The organism is Hydrogenimonas sp. (genome assembly GCF_029933015.1).
Classification (GTDB): domain Bacteria; phylum Campylobacterota; class Campylobacteria; order Campylobacterales; family Hydrogenimonadaceae; genus Hydrogenimonas.
In genome coordinates this window covers 1-18,420 of the sequence record NZ_JAOZOZ010000020.1, presented here as the reverse complement: position 1 = coordinate 18,420, position 18,420 = coordinate 1, and the positions used below count along the sequence as shown (strand labels likewise).

23 protein-coding genes are annotated in these 18,420 nt (G+C 57.1%); 14 read left to right on the top strand and 9 right to left on the bottom strand.

The features are described from left to right. Window positions 1–95 precede the first annotated feature (95 nt). Window positions 96–872: a DNA-processing protein DprA gene (locus Q1K23_RS02775; protein ID WP_300362092.1), complete on the top strand. Its 777-nt coding sequence runs from the start codon at window positions 96–98 to the stop codon at window positions 870–872. Here the strand turns inward: Q1K23_RS02775 and Q1K23_RS02770 are convergent. Continuing rightward, on the bottom strand, window positions 859–1,251 hold the full coding sequence (locus tag Q1K23_RS02770) for a hypothetical protein (RefSeq protein ID WP_300362091.1): 393 nt from the start codon (window positions 1,249–1,251) through the stop codon (window positions 859–861). The genes Q1K23_RS02775 and Q1K23_RS02770 overlap by 14 nt on opposite strands. A gap of 180 nt (window positions 1,252–1,431) precedes the next feature. Here Q1K23_RS02770 and Q1K23_RS02765 point away from each other — a divergent pair, with 180 nt between their 5' ends. Genes Q1K23_RS02765 through ruvX form a run of 3 tightly spaced genes read left to right on the top strand, consistent with a single transcriptional unit; the run spans window position 1,432 to window position 2,604 of the window. Beyond that, window positions 1,432–1,872: a YbhB/YbcL family Raf kinase inhibitor-like protein gene (locus Q1K23_RS02765; protein WP_300362088.1), complete on the top strand. Its 441-nt coding sequence runs from the start codon at window positions 1,432–1,434 to the stop codon at window positions 1,870–1,872. Between the two features lie 2 nt (window positions 1,873–1,874). Next, entirely contained in the window at window positions 1,875–2,192 is a 318-nt protein-coding gene (locus Q1K23_RS02760) for a hypothetical protein (RefSeq protein ID WP_300362086.1), read from the top strand. Between the two features lies 1 nt (window position 2,193). After that, the gene (gene ruvX / locus Q1K23_RS02755) at window positions 2,194–2,604 is read left to right on the top strand and encodes a Holliday junction resolvase RuvX (protein WP_300362083.1); all 411 of its coding nucleotides are present in this window, start codon (window positions 2,194–2,196) and stop codon (window positions 2,602–2,604) included. A gap of 8 nt (window positions 2,605–2,612) precedes the next feature. Here the strand turns inward: ruvX and Q1K23_RS02750 are convergent, their stop codons facing one another. The 7 genes from Q1K23_RS02750 to hemW all read right to left on the bottom strand — a co-directional run bounded on the left by Q1K23_RS02750 (window position 2,613) and on the right by hemW (window position 8,823). After that, on the bottom strand, window positions 2,613–4,475 hold the full coding sequence (locus tag Q1K23_RS02750) for a GGDEF domain-containing protein (protein ID WP_300362081.1): 1,863 nt from the start codon (window positions 4,473–4,475) through the stop codon (window positions 2,613–2,615). A 9-nt stretch (window positions 4,476–4,484) separates the two neighbouring features. Further along, window positions 4,485–5,273, bottom strand: coding sequence for an exodeoxyribonuclease III (locus tag Q1K23_RS02745; protein ID WP_300362078.1), 789 nt, complete (start codon window positions 5,271–5,273; stop codon window positions 4,485–4,487). A 1-nt stretch (window position 5,274) separates the two neighbouring features. Then, window positions 5,275–5,424, bottom strand: coding sequence for a hypothetical protein (locus tag Q1K23_RS02740; RefSeq protein WP_300362076.1), 150 nt, complete (start codon window positions 5,422–5,424; stop codon window positions 5,275–5,277). 19 nt (window positions 5,425–5,443) lie between these two features. Further along, window positions 5,444–6,493: a tRNA preQ1(34) S-adenosylmethionine ribosyltransferase-isomerase QueA gene (gene queA / locus Q1K23_RS02735; protein ID WP_300362073.1), complete on the bottom strand. Its 1,050-nt coding sequence runs from the start codon at window positions 6,491–6,493 to the stop codon at window positions 5,444–5,446. Beyond that, window positions 6,477–7,226: a twin-arginine translocase subunit TatC gene (gene tatC / locus Q1K23_RS02730; protein WP_300362072.1), complete on the bottom strand. Its 750-nt coding sequence runs from the start codon at window positions 7,224–7,226 to the stop codon at window positions 6,477–6,479. The genes queA and tatC overlap by 17 nt, the downstream gene beginning before the upstream one ends. Further along, the gene (gene tatB / locus Q1K23_RS09075) at window positions 7,219–7,692 is read right to left on the bottom strand and encodes a Sec-independent protein translocase protein TatB (RefSeq protein ID WP_366522641.1); all 474 of its coding nucleotides are present in this window, start codon (window positions 7,690–7,692) and stop codon (window positions 7,219–7,221) included. Before tatB ends, tatC begins: the two co-directional genes overlap by 8 nt. Window positions 7,693–7,755: 63 nt before the next feature. Next, window positions 7,756–8,823, bottom strand: a complete 1,068-nt coding sequence (gene hemW / locus Q1K23_RS02720) for a radical SAM family heme chaperone HemW (RefSeq protein WP_300362069.1) — start codon at window positions 8,821–8,823, stop codon at window positions 7,756–7,758. An 86-nt stretch (window positions 8,824–8,909) separates the two neighbouring features. Here hemW and Q1K23_RS02715 point away from each other — a divergent pair, with 86 nt between their 5' ends. From Q1K23_RS02715 to cmoA, 10 genes are all read left to right on the top strand, one after another. Next, window positions 8,910–9,395: an RNA pyrophosphohydrolase gene (locus tag Q1K23_RS02715; RefSeq protein ID WP_300362066.1), complete on the top strand. Its 486-nt coding sequence runs from the start codon at window positions 8,910–8,912 to the stop codon at window positions 9,393–9,395. Further along, on the top strand, window positions 9,395–10,600 hold the full coding sequence (locus Q1K23_RS02710; RefSeq protein WP_300362064.1) for an aspartate kinase: 1,206 nt from the start codon (window positions 9,395–9,397) through the stop codon (window positions 10,598–10,600). The genes Q1K23_RS02715 and Q1K23_RS02710 overlap by 1 nt, the downstream gene beginning before the upstream one ends. Before the next feature lie 117 nt (window positions 10,601–10,717). Continuing rightward, window positions 10,718–11,266 carry a HobA family DNA replication regulator gene (locus Q1K23_RS02705; protein WP_300362062.1) on the top strand — a complete coding sequence of 183 codons (549 nt, stop codon included), beginning with the start codon at window positions 10,718–10,720 and terminating at the stop codon, window positions 11,264–11,266. A gap of 1 nt (window position 11,267) precedes the next feature. Then, window positions 11,268–11,879 (top strand): DNA polymerase III subunit delta', encoded by a 612-nt coding sequence (locus Q1K23_RS02700; RefSeq protein WP_300362059.1) that lies wholly within the window; start codon window positions 11,268–11,270, stop codon window positions 11,877–11,879. Beyond that, window positions 11,876–13,030 (top strand): dihydropteroate synthase, encoded by a 1,155-nt coding sequence (gene folP / locus Q1K23_RS02695; protein WP_300362057.1) that lies wholly within the window; start codon window positions 11,876–11,878, stop codon window positions 13,028–13,030. The genes Q1K23_RS02700 and folP overlap by 4 nt, the downstream gene beginning before the upstream one ends. Next, entirely contained in the window at window positions 13,027–13,668 is a 642-nt protein-coding gene (locus Q1K23_RS02690; protein WP_300362055.1) for a hypothetical protein, read from the top strand. The genes folP and Q1K23_RS02690 overlap by 4 nt, the downstream gene beginning before the upstream one ends. Further along, window positions 13,665–15,626: an NAD-dependent DNA ligase LigA gene (ligA, locus tag Q1K23_RS02685; RefSeq protein ID WP_300362053.1), complete on the top strand. Its 1,962-nt coding sequence runs from the start codon at window positions 13,665–13,667 to the stop codon at window positions 15,624–15,626. The genes Q1K23_RS02690 and ligA overlap by 4 nt, the downstream gene beginning before the upstream one ends. Continuing rightward, a complete protein-coding gene (locus Q1K23_RS02680) occupies window positions 15,616–16,326 on the top strand; it encodes a TlyA family RNA methyltransferase (protein WP_300362050.1) in 711 nt (236 codons plus the stop codon). Before ligA ends, Q1K23_RS02680 begins: the two co-directional genes overlap by 11 nt. Further along, on the top strand, window positions 16,295–17,140 hold the full coding sequence (locus Q1K23_RS02675; RefSeq protein ID WP_300362048.1) for a bifunctional riboflavin kinase/FAD synthetase: 846 nt from the start codon (window positions 16,295–16,297) through the stop codon (window positions 17,138–17,140). The genes Q1K23_RS02680 and Q1K23_RS02675 overlap by 32 nt, the downstream gene beginning before the upstream one ends. Next, on the top strand, window positions 17,130–17,855 hold the full coding sequence (gene cmoA / locus Q1K23_RS02670) for a carboxy-S-adenosyl-L-methionine synthase CmoA (RefSeq protein ID WP_300362045.1): 726 nt from the start codon (window positions 17,130–17,132) through the stop codon (window positions 17,853–17,855). The genes Q1K23_RS02675 and cmoA overlap by 11 nt, the downstream gene beginning before the upstream one ends. A gap of 6 nt (window positions 17,856–17,861) precedes the next feature. On the opposite strand, the gene Q1K23_RS02665 is transcribed toward cmoA, so the two are convergent. Further along, on the bottom strand, window positions 17,862–18,420 hold a 559-nt coding region (locus Q1K23_RS02665), incomplete at its 5' end, for a CZB domain-containing protein (RefSeq protein WP_300362043.1).

Below are 18,420 nucleotides of genomic sequence, written 5' to 3'. Positions count from 1 at the left end.
TCAAAACGATGGCCGCCGTGGGCTTTTTCATCGATCTCATCGGTGTGGCGATCGTCTCCGTCACCGCCTACCTTCTGTGGCAGTGGGTGGTCTAGATGACGGGTACGATCGATTTTCGCATTTCGGAGCTCGAAGCGATGAAACGCTATCCCGAGACGCTCTACTATCGGGGTTCGACCGGACTGCTGGAAAGCAGAAAAGTCTCCATCGTGGGGACCAGACGCCCCAGCGCCTATACCAAGAGCGCGGTACAGCAGCTGGCGGCAGCACTTTCCAAAAGGGGTGTGACGGTCGTCAGCGGTGCGGCGATGGGCGTGGATGCCCTGGCGCACCGTGGTGCGGGGGCGGAGCGTACCATCGCGGTGCTGGGATGTGGTCTCGATCACCGCTATCCGGCTGTCAACGCCTCGCTGATCGAAGAGATCGAGAAGAGAGGATTGGTCCTCAGCCAGTTCGAGCCAGATTTTAGGGCCACGCCCTGGAGTTTCGTGGTACGCAACGAGCTGGTCGTCGCTCTGGGCGAGGTGCTGATCGTGGGAGAGGCGGACCGCGGCAGCGGAACGATGCGAAGCGTGGAGTATGCGCTGAAAATGGGGAAAAGTATCTATGTCCTGCCCCACCGGCTCGGCGAGAGCGAAGGGACGACCGATCTGCTGAAAGAGGGTGCGGCCGAAGCGATCTACGACATCGAGGAGTTCGCCTCGAGATTCGCGACGGGAGCTGAAAAAAGTGAAGAAGCGGACGATTTCACCGCTTTCTGCAAAGGCTCACCCACCTACGAAGAGGCGGTGAAGCGTTTCGGTGACAGGGTCTTCGAGGCGGAACTCGAAGGGATGATCGCCGTGCAGGATGGAAGGATCATTCCGCTTTGATGTCGTCGTATTTCGAGTAGAGATTGCTGATGAGCTCGAAGGCGCTCGTCCCGTCGGTCGGATACTCCACGATGCACTCCTCTTTCGGCTCGATTCCCAGTGCCGTCGTGATCGTCTCGTGGACCGTCATGGCGCCGTTCCAGTCGGTTCCCGGCAGCAGGGCGATCAGGTTGCCTTCCAGATAGAAGAGACGGTCGCTCTCTCTGAGCAGGGGGGAGACGAGCTCCCTGATCTTCTCTTCGTCCCCCTGGGGATAGGGTACCAGAAGAATGGAGAAAATCTTTTCGTATCCCTCGTTCGAAAGCCTGTCGATAAAGGCGATATGGTATTCGACCAGTGTCTTGAGAAGCTCTTTGTATCCCAGAATTTTCGCTTTCATGCCGCTCCTTCGATCTAAAATCGTTACTGTTACGTAATTATATCGGCTATAATAGCAAAAAAACGAGGAGCGATCATGAAGAGATTGTTGCGTCTGGTGATTGCATTTTGGGGAGTAGCGACGTTTCTGTGGGCGGGGGGATTGTCCCTCGAAAGCCCGGACCTTTCGGATCGTCTCTCCTTGGAACAGGTCTATGACGGATACCGCTGCGGCGGAAAGAACATCTCTCCCGAGCTGCTCTGGCACGGCGAACCGAAGGGGACGAAGAGTTTCGCCGTGACGATGTTCGATCCCGACGCGCCGACGGGACACGGATGGTGGCACTGGATCGTCGTCAACATCCCTGTGCATCTGCATACACTTCCAAAGGGAGCCGGCGATCCCTCCGGAAAACGGCTTCCCGCAGGGGCGGTCCAGACTCTCAACGATTTTCGAAAACCCGGCTACGGGGGAGCCTGTCCTCCAAAAGGTGACGCCCCCCATCGCTATATCGTCACCGTCTACGCCCTCGATGTGGAAAAGCTTCCCGTCACGTCGGACACCTCTCCCGCCAGAGCCGTCGCCCTGATCGAAAAGCACGCCATCGCCAAAGCGTCGCTGACCTCCCGCTACGGAAGGTGACAATGGCCTACATTCTTGCCGCGTCGCTGCTGCTGCTTTTCGGGTGGCTGCTTTATCGCGCCTACATGATCGACAGGGATATGACGACACTGCTTCGGGGCGGTGCGATGATAGGGGCCGGTTTCTTTTTCGTCGCCTTCACACGGACGATGCTCGTCTACAAACCGCTGATGGTCCTGCATATCGCCGCGATTCTGCTCTACGGATGGGGCGTGGTACGCTACCTGCTCAGGCGCGAGACGACGATCGGGCTACTGGCGGCGCCTCTGCTTAGCATGGCGCTCTTTTTCGCGGTCGCCTGGTTTTTCAGGGAGGTGTGAGATGGCCGAAAAAGAGCGTATCGCTGCCATCGACGTGGGTCTGCGGCGTATCGGCACGGCCATCAGCCTCGATGGGCAGGTGGCGATCCCCCAAAACCCCGTCATCCGAAAAAACAGGGATCAGGCCGCGCGGGATCTCTCCGCCTTTCTGAAAGAGTGGGGCATAGAGCATCTCGTCGTGGGATTGCCCAAAGGAGGCAGCAGCGCCGAGGAGATGGAGAGAAGAATCCGCCACTTCGTCTCTCTGCTCGATTTCGGGGGGAAAATCACCTACATCGACGAGTCCGGCAGCAGTCTTGAGGCGGCCGAGATGATGAAGGGGGTCACGAGGCAGCGCAAAGACGGAAAACTCGATTCGATCGCCGCACAGCTGATACTCGAACGCTATCTTCTCAAGCTCAAAAGCCGATAAGACAGTTTCTAGTCGAGCATATCCTCGTCGAAGAGGACGATCTGGTTCCTTCCGCTCTCTTTGGCGCGGTAGAGGGCGATATCGGCGAATTTGATCGCTTCACGCAGTGAGATCGCCGCACTCTCCGGATAGAAACTGATACCGATGGAGATCGTCTTCTTGATGCGGTCCTTTTTCGCGTAGATCGTCCGTTTCGAGAAATCCTTCCGGATCGTTTCGGCCACCTTGACGGCTCCTTCTTTGGTACTTTCGTGCAGCAGTACCAGAAACTCTTCGCCGCCGTAGCGGACCGCGATATCCGAGGCGCGGATGTGATCTTGGATGATGAGTCCCAGAAGTTTGATGAACTTGTCCCCGATGTCGTGGCCGTAGGTGTCGTTGACATGCTTGAAGAAGTCGATGTCGATCATCATGACGGCGTATTTGGTGTGGCTCCGTTTGGCCTGGTTGTCGATCTTGTCGATGAACTCTTCGAGGAATTTTCGGTTGTAGAGTCCCGTCAGTCCGTCGAGGAGCGACTGCTCTCTGAGTTTTTGGGTCAGAATCTTGCTCTCGATGACCGGTTTGACGTTTTCGAGATAGTAGCGCAGCTCCAGCACCGACTCCCTGTAGCGGTCCATCTCCTCTCTGGTTTTGGCGAAGAGGGCGATGATGATGGTCGAATACTCGTTGATATCCACCGGAATACAGTAGTAGAAGGAGATCTTGTCCTCGCCCGTGAGCGACATCGAGGGAAATTCGAACGTGATTTCGTCGACATCGATGTTTTCGATGTATTCGGCGATCGGCTCTTCGCTCTCTCCGAGATTTTTGGTAAGCGTCGCCGCCGTGGAGTAGATGAGTGTCTTGATCTGCTCTTTTCTGTCGACGCTGTAGACGCTGAAATGCTCCGCGTGGGTGACGTCCCGGACGATGTTGATGATGTGGTTGTAGACCTGGATGAGGGAGGGGTCCTTCTCGATCGAGTAGCGGTAGCGGTAGACGTTGGCCAGCATGTGCAGGGCGCGGGAAGCCTTCTCCAGCGGATGGCCGGCCTGGATATCCAGGTCGCGGATCAGCAGGTTGAACCGTTTGACGATGGAGTCGATGGAGTCGCGGAAGATACCGATGAGTTTGTTGTAGTTCTCCGCCAAAAGCTGCATTTCGGCCGAGGGGAAATCGGTGGATATCGTGTGGGTGAAATCCCCCTCGTTCGCTTTCTTGATGGAGGCGGAGAGCTCCTCTACGAATCTTCTGTAGGGACGGATGGCGTATCTCTGGACAAAGAGGATGGCCACGATGGAGAGCAGCACGATGATGACGATATTTCTGAGAAAAGCGAAAACGGATGCCATCGTACCGCCCAGGTCGTACTCGATATCGAGAACCCCGAGGACATCCCCCTCCACGGCATTGTGGCAGCGCATGCATTTGGGATCTTCGATGGAGGAGGCCAGAAACGGGACGGCTAGGCGGAGCTTCGATGGGAAAAAGGCGTCGCCGTGATCGACTACGGTCTCCCCCTTTTTGAAGACCTCTTCGTCGACATTGTCGGCTTTTCGTGTCAAAAATCCCTCTTCTCCGTACTCCTCGATGGTCGCTTCCGAACGGGCGATCCAGAGAGATTTGAGATCTCTGTCCTCTCGAAGCGTCTTTAGACAGGTTTCCAGGGTATCCCAGTTCTCGCCGCTGCCGTGGAGTTTGAGACAGTCACGTGCCGTTTTCGCAGTCTGTTCCAGGGTCTTTGAGACGGTGCCCAGCTGCAGATGGCGGATCGTGACGGCACTGATGCCGATCAGTGCGGCCGCCGTCAGCAGCAGAATGAGAAGCGTGATCAAAGAGACTCTCTTTTCCGGCTTGATCGCTAACCTTTTGCCTGGAAATTTCAGCACGTTTCCATCCTATATCCGACCGAATGTCGCGACGACGGGCGCATGGTCGCTGGGAGTCGGTGAACGGCGTCGCCGGGTCCACAGGTCCACTTCCACCGATTCGAGCGCGCCGCAGAGCGTTTCGCTGGCGAGGATGTAGTCGATGCGCATCCCTTCGTCCCGCCAGATTCCCGCGGTCCGGTAGTCCCACCAGGTGAAGGCCTTCTCTTCGGGATGGAGCTTTCTGTAGCAGTCGTGCACCCCCGTAGAGAGCAGCGCCTCCATCTTCTCCTTTTCGCTGGGCAGAAAGCCCACGGCTCCTTCGAAAACCTCCGGATCGTAGACGTCGTTGTCGCCGAGCGCGACATTGAAATCGCCGAGGAGAATCACCTTTTCATGATCCTGAAGCAGCCTGCGGGTGTATTCGCTCAGGGCGTCGAAAAACTCCATTTTGTAGGCATGGCGCTCTTCGCCCTCCAGTCCGCCTCTGGGAATGTAGCAGTTGAGAATCAGCGTATCTCCTATCTTCACTTCGATCAGCCGTCTCTCTCTGTCGAAGAGATCGCTGCCAAACTCCGTTTTGACCGTTTCGATGGGCAGTTTCGAGCAGACCGCCACGCCGTTGAGCCGCTTCTGGCCGTTGACGGCGCACTCGTAGCCGAGCTTTTCGAAACGGTCGGCCGGAAACTGTCCGGCTTCGCACTTGATCTCCTGAAAACAGAGGATATCGACCTCTCTCTTTTCCGTGAGCCAGCGCTCGATGAGATCGATACGCGATCGTATGGAGTTGACGTTGAACGTACAGACGGTGACGGCCATTTCAATCTTTCAATATATCGTTCATGCGTTTGGTGTCGGGATTGTCGTTGGGATCGCGCTTCGGTTTACGAAGTTCCCGGACGAACGTCAGCAGCAGACCCGCCGCGATGAATATGATAGCGGTGATCTTGATCCAAAACTCCTCCGGCATCATCTTCTCCTTTCCATCCCTATAAAATCAGCATGGCGTCGCCATAGCTGTAAAATCTGTATCTCTTTTCTATGGCACAGCGGTAGACTTCCATCGTCTTTTCCAGTCCGAGAAACGAAGCCACCAGCATGATCAGCGTCGACTTCGGCAGGTGGAAATTGGTCAACAGGTGATCGACGCGCCTCGGCGGGTTTCCCGGATGCAGGAAAAGATCGCATTCGCCGAACGGTTTGCGTGTACGGACATAATACTCGATCGTCCGTGTCACCGTTGTCCCGATGGCGAGGATTTCCCGGTCGGAATCGATGACTTTCCGCGTCTCTTCCGGAATTTCGTAATATTCGCTGTGCATGGGATGGTCCGTTATCGTTTCCGCTTCGACGGGTTTGAACGTTCCGGCACCCACGTGCAATGTTATGGGGTATATATCGAAACTTTTGCGCATTTTGTTAAATAGCTCTTCGGTGAAGTGCAAAGATGCCGTCGGTGCCGCGACGGCCCCCTCGTGTCTGGCGAAAACCGGCTGGTAGAGTTTCGCGTCCTCCTCTCTGTCCTCTCTTTGCATATAGGGCGGAAGGGGGACATGGCCGATCTCCTCGAGATGGTGCAGAAGCGCTTCGAAATCCAGCACGGTGCCCTCGGCGCTTTTGAACCGGACGATGCGGCTGCCGTCACTGCAAAGCTCGAGGACTTCCGCCTTAAGCCCCCCGTCGAAGAGCAGCTCGCTGCCGGGCTTGACCTTTCCGCGTATCAGGACGTTGTAGCGTTCGGCATCCAGCTGCCTGTTGATCAGCAGTTCCACTTTGCCGCCGCTCTCTTTTTTGCCGAAGAGCCGTGCCTTGATCACTTTGGTGTCGTTGTAGATGATGGCGCATTTTTTGGGAATGAAAGAGAGGATGTCGCGAAAAACCGCATGGGTGATCGTGCCGCTTTTCCTGTCGACGACGAGGAGCCGGGAGCTGTCTTTGGGGTGTGCCGGCTCCTTCGCTATGAGCTCGGGGGGAAGCCGATAGTCGTAACTATCGGTCGCCAGAGGTTCCGGAACGCTCTTTTCAGTCAGTTTCTGCATCCTCTTCATCGGGTTCTTCGGGCGGTTTGTAGGGATTGACCATTTTGGCGATGAGTATCGAGACGCCATAGAGCAGAATCAGCGGGATCGCCATCAGCAGCTGGGTGACGACGTCCGGAGGCGTCAGCAGCGCGGCGAGTACGAAGATCAGAATGATCGCGTATTTGAAAAAGCTTTTGAGTGTCTGATCGTCGACGAGTCCCAGAAGCGCCAGGAAGAATGTCAATACCGGCAGTTCGAAGGCGATGCCGAAACCGACCATGATCTTCGTGAAAAAGCCGACATATTCGTTGATCTTGGGCGCGACGGTGACGATCTGCTCGGCGAAGTTGACCAGAAAGGCGAAGCCGTAGGGGACGACGACGTAGTAGGCGAAGGCCGCGCCGAGGAAAAACATGCCCGACGCGAAGAAGACGAAGGGCCAGATATACTTCTTTTCGTGCTCGTAGAGTCCCGGCGCGATGAAGAGCCAGAACTGGTAGAGAATGAAGGGCAAAGCCATCAGAAAACCGGCAAAGAGCGAAACCTTGACCGCCGTGAAGAAGACTTCCGGAACGCCCGTGGCGATCATCATCGAAGTGTCGGGCAATACCTCTTTGAGAGGCTGTGTCATCCACTCGAGGATCGGCTCGTAGAAATAGAAAGCGACGAAGAAACAGACGATCAACGCGCCGATGGAGTAGGCGAGCCGTTTTCTGAGTTCCGCGATATGGGGTTTGAGATCCTCAAACATCGGCGTCCTTTCCTTTGGGGTTTTCTTCAGGGTTCGTCGGCTCCTCGGCCGGCGGCGCGTAGACGGAGTGGCTGCGGCGGTTTTTCTTCGGGAAGGTCACCGTTTCGCGTTTGGGCTCGACCTTCTCCTTGAGCTCCTCGGCCTCCTCTTCGAGCCTGTTTTCGGCCTTTTTGACATCCTCGACCGTTTCGGTCAGCTCCTCAAGTGTCGTCAGGTCCGCCGTCGTGACCTTTTCGAGCTGGTGGGTCGCCTGGTCGAGCTGTTTTTTGTATTTGAGGGCCTCCTCTTTGAGTTCGCTGATCTTCAGCTCCTCTTCGAGGGAGGTTTTCGCGTCGTTGACGGTCCGTTTGATACTCCGGAAAAATTTGGCGATCTGTACCATCGCGTCGGGAAGTTTGTCGGGGCCAAGAAAGAGAATGGCGATCACGACGATAAAAAATATTTCGCTCAGTCCCATGCCAAACATCGCATGTCCTTCATCTGTTTTTGAGGTGCTCTTTTAAAGTGGTCAAGTCTATCAAAAAAGTGATTAGCCCAGGATAAAAAGGGCGATTTCATCGCTGAGCAGGTAGTCGTTGTTGAAATATCGTCCATCCCTGAACGTCACTTTCTCCTCTTTTACCAGCAGTTCGCATCTTGCCTTTTCCGCCTCCGTCAGCATCTTTGCGTCGATTCCCACCGAACTTCTGAGTCCCAGAAAGATCTTCTCCTCGTGCATCTCTTCCGGACGGAGTCTCTCCACTCTTTTGAAAAACGGGTCGTCGATATAGCGCTTCGGATCGGTGTGGGGGTAGAGCCGCTCGTCGCCGATGCGCCCCACCGCGCCGCAGCCGACGCCCAGGTAGGGTTTGTATTCCCAGTAGCCGTAGTTGTGCCGGCAGATGTCGAGGCCGAAGTTGGAGATTTCGTAGTGTCGCCATCCGTGGGAAACGAGTGTGTCGCGGAGGATATGCGCCTGTTCCAGGGATTCCCTGCGTACTTCGGGACTCTTTTGAAAGGGGGTCCCCTCTTCGATCGTCAGTTCGTAGGCGCTGAGGTGGTCGATGGGAAGAGAGAGGGCCTGTGCGATCTCCTTTTCGATCCGTCCGGGCGTATCCAGACAGGTGGCATAGATCAGATCGATCGAAATGTGTTCGAAACCCTCTTCGGCGGCGTTCAGGACCGCCTCCACGGCGTCGTCCGCGCGGTGGGCACGCCCCAGCAGCTTCAGCTTGTCGTCGAAAAAACTCTGTACGCCGAAACTGATGCGGTTGACCCCCAGTGCCCGCATCCCTCTCAGCCACGACGCCGTGGCGCTGTTGGGATTCGCTTCCGTCGTGATCTCCGCGTTTTCGGCCAGCCACGGCTTCAGAACCGAAAAGATCGGTTCGTAGAGTGCGGGCTCTATCGTCGAGGGAGTGCCGCCGCCGATGAAGAGGGTTTCGATCGACCCCTCACCGCCCTCCAGCCGCTCCAGGTCGTGGCGCAGCTGCTTTGCCAGCGCTTTCATGTAGCTTTCTCTCAATTCGAACCGGTCCACGTAGGAGTTGAAGCTGCAGTAGTGGCATTTGCTGTCGCAAAAGGGGATATGCAGATATAAAAGATGGGTCTGTTTCAAATTCTCAGTCGCCCTTAAATGAGTTTTTAATACAATCATATCAAAAATTTTACGTACCTTCAGTGTACGTCTGTAAAGCAATCTGAATGAATGATCGAAAAGAGAAGAAAACGAAAAAATACCGACCCAATGTCGCCGCGATCATTCTCTCATCAAAGTATCCGGAAAAGGTGGAGTTTTTCATCGCCTCCAGAAGCGATGTCAAGGACGCCTGGCAGTTTCCCCAGGGCGGTATCGACGAGGGAGAGAGTCCGAGAGAAGCGCTTTTTCGAGAGCTGAAAGAGGAGATCGGTACCGACGAGGTGGAGATCGTGGCGGAGTTTCCCGAATGGGTCAGCTACGATTTTCCCGAGATGATCGCGAAAAAGATGTACCCCTTCGACGGGCAGCGGCAGAAATATTTTCTTGTCCGGCTCAAGCCGGGAGCGAAGATCAATCTGGAGACGGAAGTGCCCGAATTCGTCCAGTACACTTTCGTTCCGTACGGGAAGATTTTCGACTATATCACCTATTTCAAGCGCCCCATCTACAAGAAGGTGCTGGAGTATTTCAGAAAAAAGGGTTACCTGTAATGTTAGTTGTTCAAAAGTTCGGTGGTACCAGTGTCGGAGACCTGGACCGCATCGCCAACGTCGCGAAACGGGTGGCCAAAACCCGTGACGAAGGGCACGACGTCATCGTCGTCGTCTCCGCCATGAGCGGGGAGACCAACAAGCTGATCGAGTATGCCCACTTCTTTTCGAAAACGCCGGATCGGGAGGCGATGGATCTGCTGTTGAGCTCCGGCGAGAGGGTCACCAGCGCGCTGCTGAGCATCGCTCTCAACGAGATGGGGTATCCCGCCGTAGCCATGACGGGCCGTCAGGCGGGTATCGTCACCGACAAGACCCATACGGCGGCACGCATCGAGCATATCGACCCCAAACCGATGGGCGAAGCGGTGGCCGCAGGCAGGATCGTCGTCGTGGCCGGTTTCCAGGGGATCAATCCCGACGGCCGTGTCACGACCCTGGGGCGAGGCGGCAGCGACCTGACCGCCGTGGCGATCGCCGGCGCGATGAAGGCGGATCTGTGCGAGATCTACACCGATGTCGACGGCGTCTACACGACCGATCCCCGCATCGAACCCAAAGCGAAAAAGATGGATATGATCAGTTACGACGAGATGCTCGAGCTCGCCTCACTGGGTGCGAAAGTGCTCCAGAACCGCTCCGTCGAACTGGCCAAGAAGATGGGTGTCAACCTCGTCACGCGCTGCAGTTTCAACGACAATCCCGGAACATTGATCACAAAGGAAGAGAACATCATGGAAAAACCACTCGTCAGCGGTATCGCTCTGGACAAGAACCAGTCCCGCGTCAGCCTCAAGGGGGTCGAAGACCGGCCGGGTATCGCCTCCGAAATCTTCAATGCCCTGGCGGAGGAGAACATCAATGTCGACATGATCGTCCAGACCATCGGCGCCGACGGAAAGACCGAGATCGATTTCACCGTGCCCCAGAGCGAGATCGAGCATGTCAGACGCGCACTGAAAAAGTTCGAAAACAGTATCGGCGACATCGAATACAAAGAGGATGTGGCGAAAGTCTCCATCGTCGGTGTGGGCATGAAGAGCCACAGCGGCGTCGCGGCCAAAGCCTTCACGACGATGGCCAAAGAGAACATCAACATCGAGATGATCAGCACCAGCGAAATCAAGATTTCGATGATCATCGACGAGAAATACGCCGAACTGGCCGTCCGCGCTCTGCACGAGGCGTACGAACTGGACAAGTGAAATGGGTGAACGGGGAATGGTGAACAGTGAACGGAAAAAAAAGATGAGGGCCGTTTGTGAAAAATTCCGTTCCCCGTTCCCCGTTCCCCGTTCCCGATCTTTCAAAGGAGCACCCCTTTGAAAGATCTTTTGACCTGGACCCTCGAGACGATTCGCGGCGACGATACGATGATGAGCTGGCTCGAAGAGCGGCGCTACGACTGGGCGCCGATCGTCGGCAGCGCCATCACCAAAATTCTGGAGGGGCAGAGTGTCATCATCCTCACGGACGAGCAGAACCGCTGGTTCGAGGAGTATATCGTCCGCCGGATCAACCGTCCGGGGATGAGCCGTCCGCTGCTGCCTTTCTTCTCCTTCGAAGCGGTCTATCCCTATGTCGACACGATCCGGACCGATCAGGATATCGATCTGCTCTTCGATATGCTTTCGCTCTCCTATCCCCAGGGCTCCTTTTTCTGGTATATCGGCAAGGCGGACCATCCCAGGGCGCGCATCGCCTTTCGAAACGACGAGTCGCTGCTGTGGGTCATGGACGAGGAGATGACCAACAGCTTCACGCTTCGCTCCTACGACGAAATGATCGACATCAAACTGCTGCAGCTTTTCCGCCTCTTCGACAAAACTCTCAGTGCCGCCCTTTTCGCCCAAGTCGACACGGGTGGATGAGATGGCTTCGCCGATTTCGAAAATCGTTCTTTCGGACCGTTTCGACGAAATCTACGAAACGCTGCGGGGGGAGTTTCCCGGTGCGCTCTTCCATCGGATCGAAGCGGACGATTTTCTGATCGAGCATGCCAAAGAGGCGGTGGAGCGGGCGTCACTGACCAGTGAAAGCGAGAAGATCATCCTCCTGGCGGCGAAACGCTTCACGCCCATCGCCCAGAACAAACTCCTCAAAATCATCGAAGAACCCCCTCCGAAAACCCACTTCGTTCTGGTGACCCCCTCCAAATCGGGGCTGCTGCCCACCGTCCGATCGCGCCTTCCCATCGAGAACCGGATGGAGAGCGGAGGCGAAGAGGTCAGCGGTGTCGATCTGGAACGTTTCGATCTGGCCCGCCTCTTCGATCTATTGCAGCAGAACAGGCGCATCGACGCCAAAAAGGCCAGAACCCTTGTCGAAACCCTCTCCAGGGAGGCGATGATAAGCGGACGCTACAGGCTCGACGAGGAGCTGCTGCGTACCTTTTCCGAAAGTGTCCGTCTGCTGGATATGGGGTCGCCGCCCCATTTCGTGCTGGCACGTCTGGGACTGAAACTGCTGGAGAGAAAAAGGTGAAAATCTACCGCATCGATACCCCCCGGGAGAAAAAAGAGGTGCTGGACAGACTCGGCTGCGACAAAACGGGCAGCGAGATCATGGCCAGGAAGATGGAGACGCACCTCTTCGTCATCAAGGATCTCAAGGCCGGTGCCGCCAACATCCTCAAACAGGACGCCCTGGCCAGCGGTGCCGATCTGGCGCTTCCGGCGGGCGCCGTCGTCTGCCGGCAGGAGCGTTTCGACGCCGTTTTGATGGGGACCAAAAGAGAGCTTCAGGCGCTGGCGAGACGTGAGAAGATCCAGCCCTTCGGGCTGAAGGAGCTCTCCGTGAGGCTGGAGGAGTTTTTGAAAGAGCGTCGGTACGAACCGCGCATCATGGGGGTCGTCAACGCCAACGACGACAGCTTCTATCCGGGCAGCCGCTACCGTGAATCGGCGGCCGTGGAGGCGATAGAGCGGATGATCGAAGAGGGGGCCCGGATCGTCGATATCGGCGGCGTCTCTTCCCGACCGGGGAGCGAGCCGGTGTCGGCCGAGGAGGAGATGGCCAGGCTCAAGCCGATCCTCGATACGATCCGTTCCGAATCGTTGGCGAAAGAGGCGGAATTCAGCATCGACTCCTATACGCCCGAGGTGGTGGCCTACGCTCTGGCGTGCGGTTTTTCGATCGTCAACGACATCACGGGGCTGCGTAACGAAACCCTCGGAAAACTGGCCGCAGACCACGGGGCGAAGATGGTGCTGATGCATATGCAGGGGACGCCGCAGACGATGCAGCAAAACCCCTCCTACGACCATGTCGTTCTCGATGTGGACCGCTTTTTCCAGGAGCGGATCGAAAGGGCCGAAAGGATCGGTCTTGCCAGGGAGGATCTGATCCTCGACGTGGGGATCGGTTTCGGCAAGAGGCTCGAACACAATCTGGCGCTGCTGAAAAACATGCGGCACTTCACACGGTTCGGATGCGAGATACTGATCGGCGCCAGCCGTAAATCGATGATCGACAAAATCGTTCCGACACCGGTGCAGGAGCGTCTACCCGGGACGCTGGCGATTCATCTGGAGGCGCTCAGACGCGGGGCGTCGATCGTCCGCTGTCACGACGTGAAGGAGCACAGACAGGCTATCGCCGTCTACGAAGCGATCGAAAAGGGAGAAGTATTGTGAAAAAGTTTTTGTGGATAGTCACGATGGTACTGGCGGCAGGGTCCGTGGCCTGGGCCGCATCGGAGAGCCCGAAAGAGGTCGCCAAAACTTTCTGGGAAGCCGTGGCGGCGAAAAAGAGGGCCGAAGCCGACGCTTTGACGGTGCGGGGGCGTTTCGAAGTCTCTCTGCCCGTTCCAGTAGAGATCGAAAAGGTGGAGGTGAAAGAGGCGAACGTGACGGGCGCGCTGGCGAGCGTTCCCACGATCCTGACCTACGCCGTGAAGGTGGACGGCCTGGGACGGATGGAGTGCAACGCCACCTTCCCTACCGAACTGCTGAAACTCGAAAATCGCTGGAAGGTGGACGAAGTGGTCACGGCGGAGCGTTTCGAAAAGGGGATCCAGACGAGCGCGCTGGCTTGCGGGACGCGGGCCGTGGAAGATCTGATCCGTGAAGGGATGGCGGAGTTCGACAGGCTCCGCCGCTCGATGGAGGAGGGTGGTGCCTGGAACGAGGCGATGAAGGAGTTCATGGAGCGGATGAAAAAGGAGATGGCCGAAGAGATGAAGCGTATGCAGCGCCTGATGCAGCGGGAGCTGAACCAGACCAATCCCCAATATCCGGTACTTCCGCCCCCGGAGAGCGGAGAGAAGATATGATACGCACCGAAAAAGAGTACAAAGAGGCGGTAAAGACGCTGAAAAAGTGGGCCTACGCCTACTATATCGAGGACAACCCCCTCGTCACCGACGAAGTCTACGACAATCTCTACCGGGAGGTGGAGGCCTATGAAAAGGCGCATCCCGACCAGATCGATCCCACATCTCCGACCCAGCGTGTCGGCGCTCCGCTCAAAGAGGGTTTCGCCAAGGCGAAGCATCTGAGCCGGATGTGGAGCATGGAGGATGTCTTCAACGAAAAAGAGTTCGAAGAGTGGATGGCCCGTATCCGGAAGAATTTCCCCGACGAGCGCTACTACGTCGAGCCCAAATTCGACGGCGCCAGCCTCAACCTGATCTACGAAAACGGTCTGCTGAAGCAGGCGATCACCCGCGGCGACGGGGTCGAGGGGGAGGATGTCACCAACAACGCCCGAACGATCCAGTCGATCCGGCTGGAGATCGACCACAAAGATCTCATCGAAATCCGGGGCGAAGTGCTGATGACCAAACAGGAGTTCGAACGCATCAACGCCGAGCGCGCCGAAAAGGGCGAGCCTCTCTTCGCGAACCCCCGCAACGCCGCCGCCGGAAGCCTGCGGCAGCTCGATCCCCGCATCACGGCCCGACGCAACCTGATCTTCCAGCCCTGGGGTGTGGGGGTCCATTCGCTTCCCTACGAGTATCTGAGCGAGGTGATGGCCTACATCTACGATCTGGGATTCCGCAAACCGCCGGTGCGCCGTGTCTGCAAGAGTGTCGAAGAGATCGAGGCGATCTACGACGAGCTCAAATCGATGCGCGACAGCCTGGATGTGATGCTCGACGGCATGGTCGTCAAAGTCGACCGCATCGCCGCCCAGGAGGCGCTGGGCTACACCGTCAAGGCGCCCCGCTGGATGGTCGCCTACAAGTTTCCCGCCGTCGAGAAGCAGACACGCATCAAGGATGTGCTGCTGCAGGTGGGGCGCACCGGCGTCATCACGCCCGTCGCGGTGCTCGAACCCGTGGAGGTCGAGGGGGTGATCGTCGAGCGGGCGACCCTGAACAACTTCGACTACATCGAGAAGATGGACGTGCGCATCGGCGACATGGTCACACTGATCCGCAGCGGCGACGTGATCCCCAAAATCATCAAGGTCCTCACCCAGTACCGTACCGGCAAAGAGAAGAAGATCGAACGACCCACGAAGTGTCCGGTGTGCGGAAGCGAACTGCTCGACGAGGGCAAGCTGATCAAGTGCCAGAATATCAACTGCCCCGCCCGTGTCGTCAACTCGATCATCTATTTCGCCTCCAAACAGTGCATGAATATCGACGGCCTGGGTGAAAAGATCGTCGAACAGCTCTACGAGGCGGGTCTGGTGAAGGAGCTCGAAGACATCTACCATCTGACGATGGAGGATCTTCTGAAGCTCGAAGGCTTCAAGGAGAAGAAGGCGAAGAATCTGCTGGACGCCATCGAAAGAAGCAAGGGCGCCGAGTGCTGGCGCTTCGTCAACGGCCTGGGGATCGAGCACATCGGCGAAGTGGCCAGCCGGAAGATCTGTCAGACTTTCGGCCTCGACTTCATGGATGTGACGAAAGAGCAGCTGCTGGCCATCGAAGGATTCGGCGAGGAGATGGCGGAGAGCTATCTGGAGTTCATGCGGGTCAACCGCGAAAAGGTCCGACGGCTTCTGGAAATCATCCGTCCCGTGCCGCCCGAAAAGGAGACGATCGTCGAATCCCCCTTTACCGGCAAGACGGTGGTTCTCACCGGAACGATGAAAAAGCCCCGGGGAGAGATCAAGGCGATGCTCGAACATCTGGGGGCGAAAGTGACCGGAACCGTATCCAGAAAGACCGATTTCGTCATCTACGGCGAGGATCCCGGGAGCAAATACGACAAGGCGAAGCAGCTGGGTGTGGAGCTGATGAGCGAAGAGAAGATGTGGGAGCTGGCGGGTGAGGCTTGATGCGCTGCTGGTGAAGCGGGGTCTGGTCCAAAGCCGCACGAAGGCGCAGGAGCTGATCCGCGAAGGGGGCGTCACCGTGGACGGAAAGACGGTCGACAAACCCTCCTTCAAAACCCCCGACGACGCGAACATCGAAATCTCGGGTGAGACGCGCTACGTCAGCCGGGCCGCCAGAAAGCTCAAGGGGTTTCTCGATACCCACCCCGTCGCCGTCGAAGGGAAACGGTGTCTGGACGTGGGTGCCAGTACCGGGGGTTTCACGCAGATCCTGCTGGAGAGGGGGGCCGCGGAGGTGACGGCGCTGGATGTGGGGCGCTCGCAGCTGCATCCTTCCGTGAAAAACGACGAGAGAGTCACGAGCGTGGAAGAGACCGACATTCGGACCTTCCAAAACGCCGGGCCTTTCGACGTGACCACGTGCGACGTCTCCTTCATCTCTCTTCATCACATCATGAAGGATCTCGACCGTCTCACCGACGGGGTGCTGATCCTGCTCTTCAAGCCGCAGTTCGAGGTGGGCAGGGAGGCCAAACGTGACCGGCACGGCGTCGTCACCGACGAGAAAGCGATCCGCGAAGCCCAGAGGAGGTTCGAGGAGGAGGCGGCCGCTCTGGGGTGGAGGCTGATGGTCAAAGAGGTGTCGCAGCTGCCGGGAAAGGAGGGGAACCATGAGTGGTTCTACTGTTTCATCAACCGTTGAGGCCGTCGCCATCGGCAATTTCGACGGGATGCACAGAGGCCACCAGGCCCTCTTTTCCAGACTCGGAGGAGATGGCGGCATCGTCGTGATCGAACACTTCCGTGCGACGCTGACACCGGGGATCTACCGGGCCGATTTCACCCGTTACCCCCTCTTTTTCTACGACTTCGAAAAGATCAGAGATCTTGCGGCCGAAGATTTCGTCGCGAAACTGCGCGCGGACTTTCCGAAGCTTCGCAACATCGTCGTCGGAGAGGATTTCGCTTTCGGTGCGGGACGAAGCGCCGACACGAAAGATCTCCGGAGGCTTTTTGGCGAAGAGGTGACGGTGGTGCCGGAGGTGACGCTGGAGGGCGAGCCTGTCCACTCCCGTTTCATCCGGGACCTTATACGCCGGTGCGAAATCCCCCGTGCCAACGCCATGCTCGGTCATCCCTACACGGTATGGGGCGATGTGATCGCAGGGCAGGGGATCGGCAAAGCCTCCCTGGTGCCCACGATCAATCTCGATACGGGCCGTTTCCTGCTCCCCGGAGCCGGTGTCTACAGGAGCGAAACCTGTGTCGATGGCGTCTGGTTTCCCTCGGTCACGTTCGTCGGGCACCGACACACCGCCGACGGAAATTTCGCCGTGGAGAGCCATGTGATCGGCGAGGACCTTCACGGCAGGAGGATTCAGGAAGCGGGGATACGCTGGTACGCGAAGCTGCGCGACAATCGGAAATTCGAGAGTTTCGAGGCGTTGAAGCGGCAGATCGTCAAAGATATCGAGATGGCGCAGGTGGATGAGAGGGAGACGAGAGATGGCCTCTAAAGACAGACTCTTCGAAGAGCCGATCGAGAAACGGTTCGAATTCGACGACCGTGTGGCCGCCGTGTTCGACGACATGATCGAGCGCTCGGTACCTTTCTATCGGGAAAACATGGAGCTGATCGCCAAACTGATCCTCCGGCGCATCGAGCCGGGGATGCGCATCGTCGACCTGGGATCATCCACCGGTGCGCTGCTGATCGAACTGGCGAAGCGGAGCGGTGTGGATGCCGAGTTCATCGGGATCGACAACGCCCCCGCGATGATCGAACTGGCCAGAAAAAAGGCGCAGGCGATGGAAGCCGACGTCACCTTCGTCTGCGAGGATCTGATGAGATACGATTTCGGACCCGCCGACATCATCGTCTCCAACTATACCCTCCAGTTCATCCGCCCCGTCGTCAGGCACAAGGCGGTGGCCAGGATCTGCGACTCCCTCAAAGAGGAGGGGCTCTTCATCTGCAGCGAAAAGATACTGATGGAGAACAAATGGCTCGACAAGCAGATCATCGATATCTACTACGACTACAAAAAAAGACAGGGGTACAGCGAGACGGAGATCATGCGCAAGAGAGAAGCCCTCGAAAACGTCCTGATCCCCTACACGATCGAGGAGAACAGGGCGATGCTGAAAGAGGCGGGATTCGATACGGTCGATACGCTCTTCCAGTGGGCCAATTTCGCCACGATGGCGGCGATGAAGCAACGCAGACCGTAGAGGCCGTCAGACCTCGATACCCGCCTCCGGATTGGCCTCCCGGACCATATTTCGGATCATCTTGAAGAGGCTTTGGCTCGCCTCCTCCATCCGTGTGAAGTTCTGAACGATCTTCTCTCTGTTTTCCGGTGTCAGACAGTTGTGGGATTTCGCACACGGTATCGTTTTCAGGACCATTTCGTGAACGAGCGCATGGGGCTCTTCGAGAGCCCGGTAGGTTTTGGTGTGGCTGAAAAGCTCTTTGCCCTTTCCTTCGTAGTACCATTTGCCCATGCGGCAGTTGTGGTGGTCGGTGAACTCGTCGACCAGCTCCTCCCGTTCGTTCAGAACGGTCGTGTAGGCTTTCGATTTGAAGATGATGTGGTCGACCTTCACGAGGCTTCCGAAAAGAGAATCGTGGATATACTTGGCCTGTTTCGCGGAGACATCCGCGGTCTGGGCGAATGTCTGCAGCGTATGTTCGAAGGCGTGGACGTCTTCTTGTGAATTGGTGGCGATACGGGTGATCTCTTCGGAGTTGGCCTGGATGTCGTTGGACTCCTGCTGGAGTGTCTGGATCGTGATG

Coding starts and splice junctions, on each gene's coding strand:
- Q1K23_RS02775 (WP_300362092.1), top strand. CDS start 96: ATGACGGGTACGATCGATTTTCGCATTTCGGAGCTCGAAGCGATGAAA.
- Q1K23_RS02770 (WP_300362091.1), bottom strand. CDS start 1,251: ATGAAAGCGAAAATTCTGGGATACAAAGAGCTTCTCAAGACACTGGTC.
- Q1K23_RS02760 (WP_300362086.1), top strand. CDS start 1,875: ATGGCCTACATTCTTGCCGCGTCGCTGCTGCTGCTTTTCGGGTGGCTG.
- ruvX (WP_300362083.1), top strand. CDS start 2,194: ATGGCCGAAAAAGAGCGTATCGCTGCCATCGACGTGGGTCTGCGGCGT.
- Q1K23_RS02745 (WP_300362078.1), bottom strand. CDS start 5,273: ATGGCCGTCACCGTCTGTACGTTCAACGTCAACTCCATACGATCGCGT.
- Q1K23_RS02740 (WP_300362076.1), bottom strand. CDS start 5,424: ATGCCGGAGGAGTTTTGGATCAAGATCACCGCTATCATATTCATCGCG.
- queA (WP_300362073.1), bottom strand. CDS start 6,493: ATGCAGAAACTGACTGAAAAGAGCGTTCCGGAACCTCTGGCGACCGAT.
- tatC (WP_300362072.1), bottom strand. CDS start 7,226: ATGTTTGAGGATCTCAAACCCCATATCGCGGAACTCAGAAAACGGCTC.
- tatB (WP_366522641.1), bottom strand. CDS start 7,692: ATGTTTGGCATGGGACTGAGCGAAATATTTTTTATCGTCGTGATCGCC.
- Q1K23_RS02715 (WP_300362066.1), top strand. CDS start 8,910: ATGAATGATCGAAAAGAGAAGAAAACGAAAAAATACCGACCCAATGTC.
- Q1K23_RS02710 (WP_300362064.1), top strand. CDS start 9,395: ATGTTAGTTGTTCAAAAGTTCGGTGGTACCAGTGTCGGAGACCTGGAC.
- Q1K23_RS02700 (WP_300362059.1), top strand. CDS start 11,268: ATGGCTTCGCCGATTTCGAAAATCGTTCTTTCGGACCGTTTCGACGAA.
- ligA (WP_300362053.1), top strand. CDS start 13,665: ATGATACGCACCGAAAAAGAGTACAAAGAGGCGGTAAAGACGCTGAAA.
- Q1K23_RS02675 (WP_300362048.1), top strand. CDS start 16,295: ATGAGTGGTTCTACTGTTTCATCAACCGTTGAGGCCGTCGCCATCGGC.
- cmoA (WP_300362045.1), top strand. CDS start 17,130: ATGGCCTCTAAAGACAGACTCTTCGAAGAGCCGATCGAGAAACGGTTC.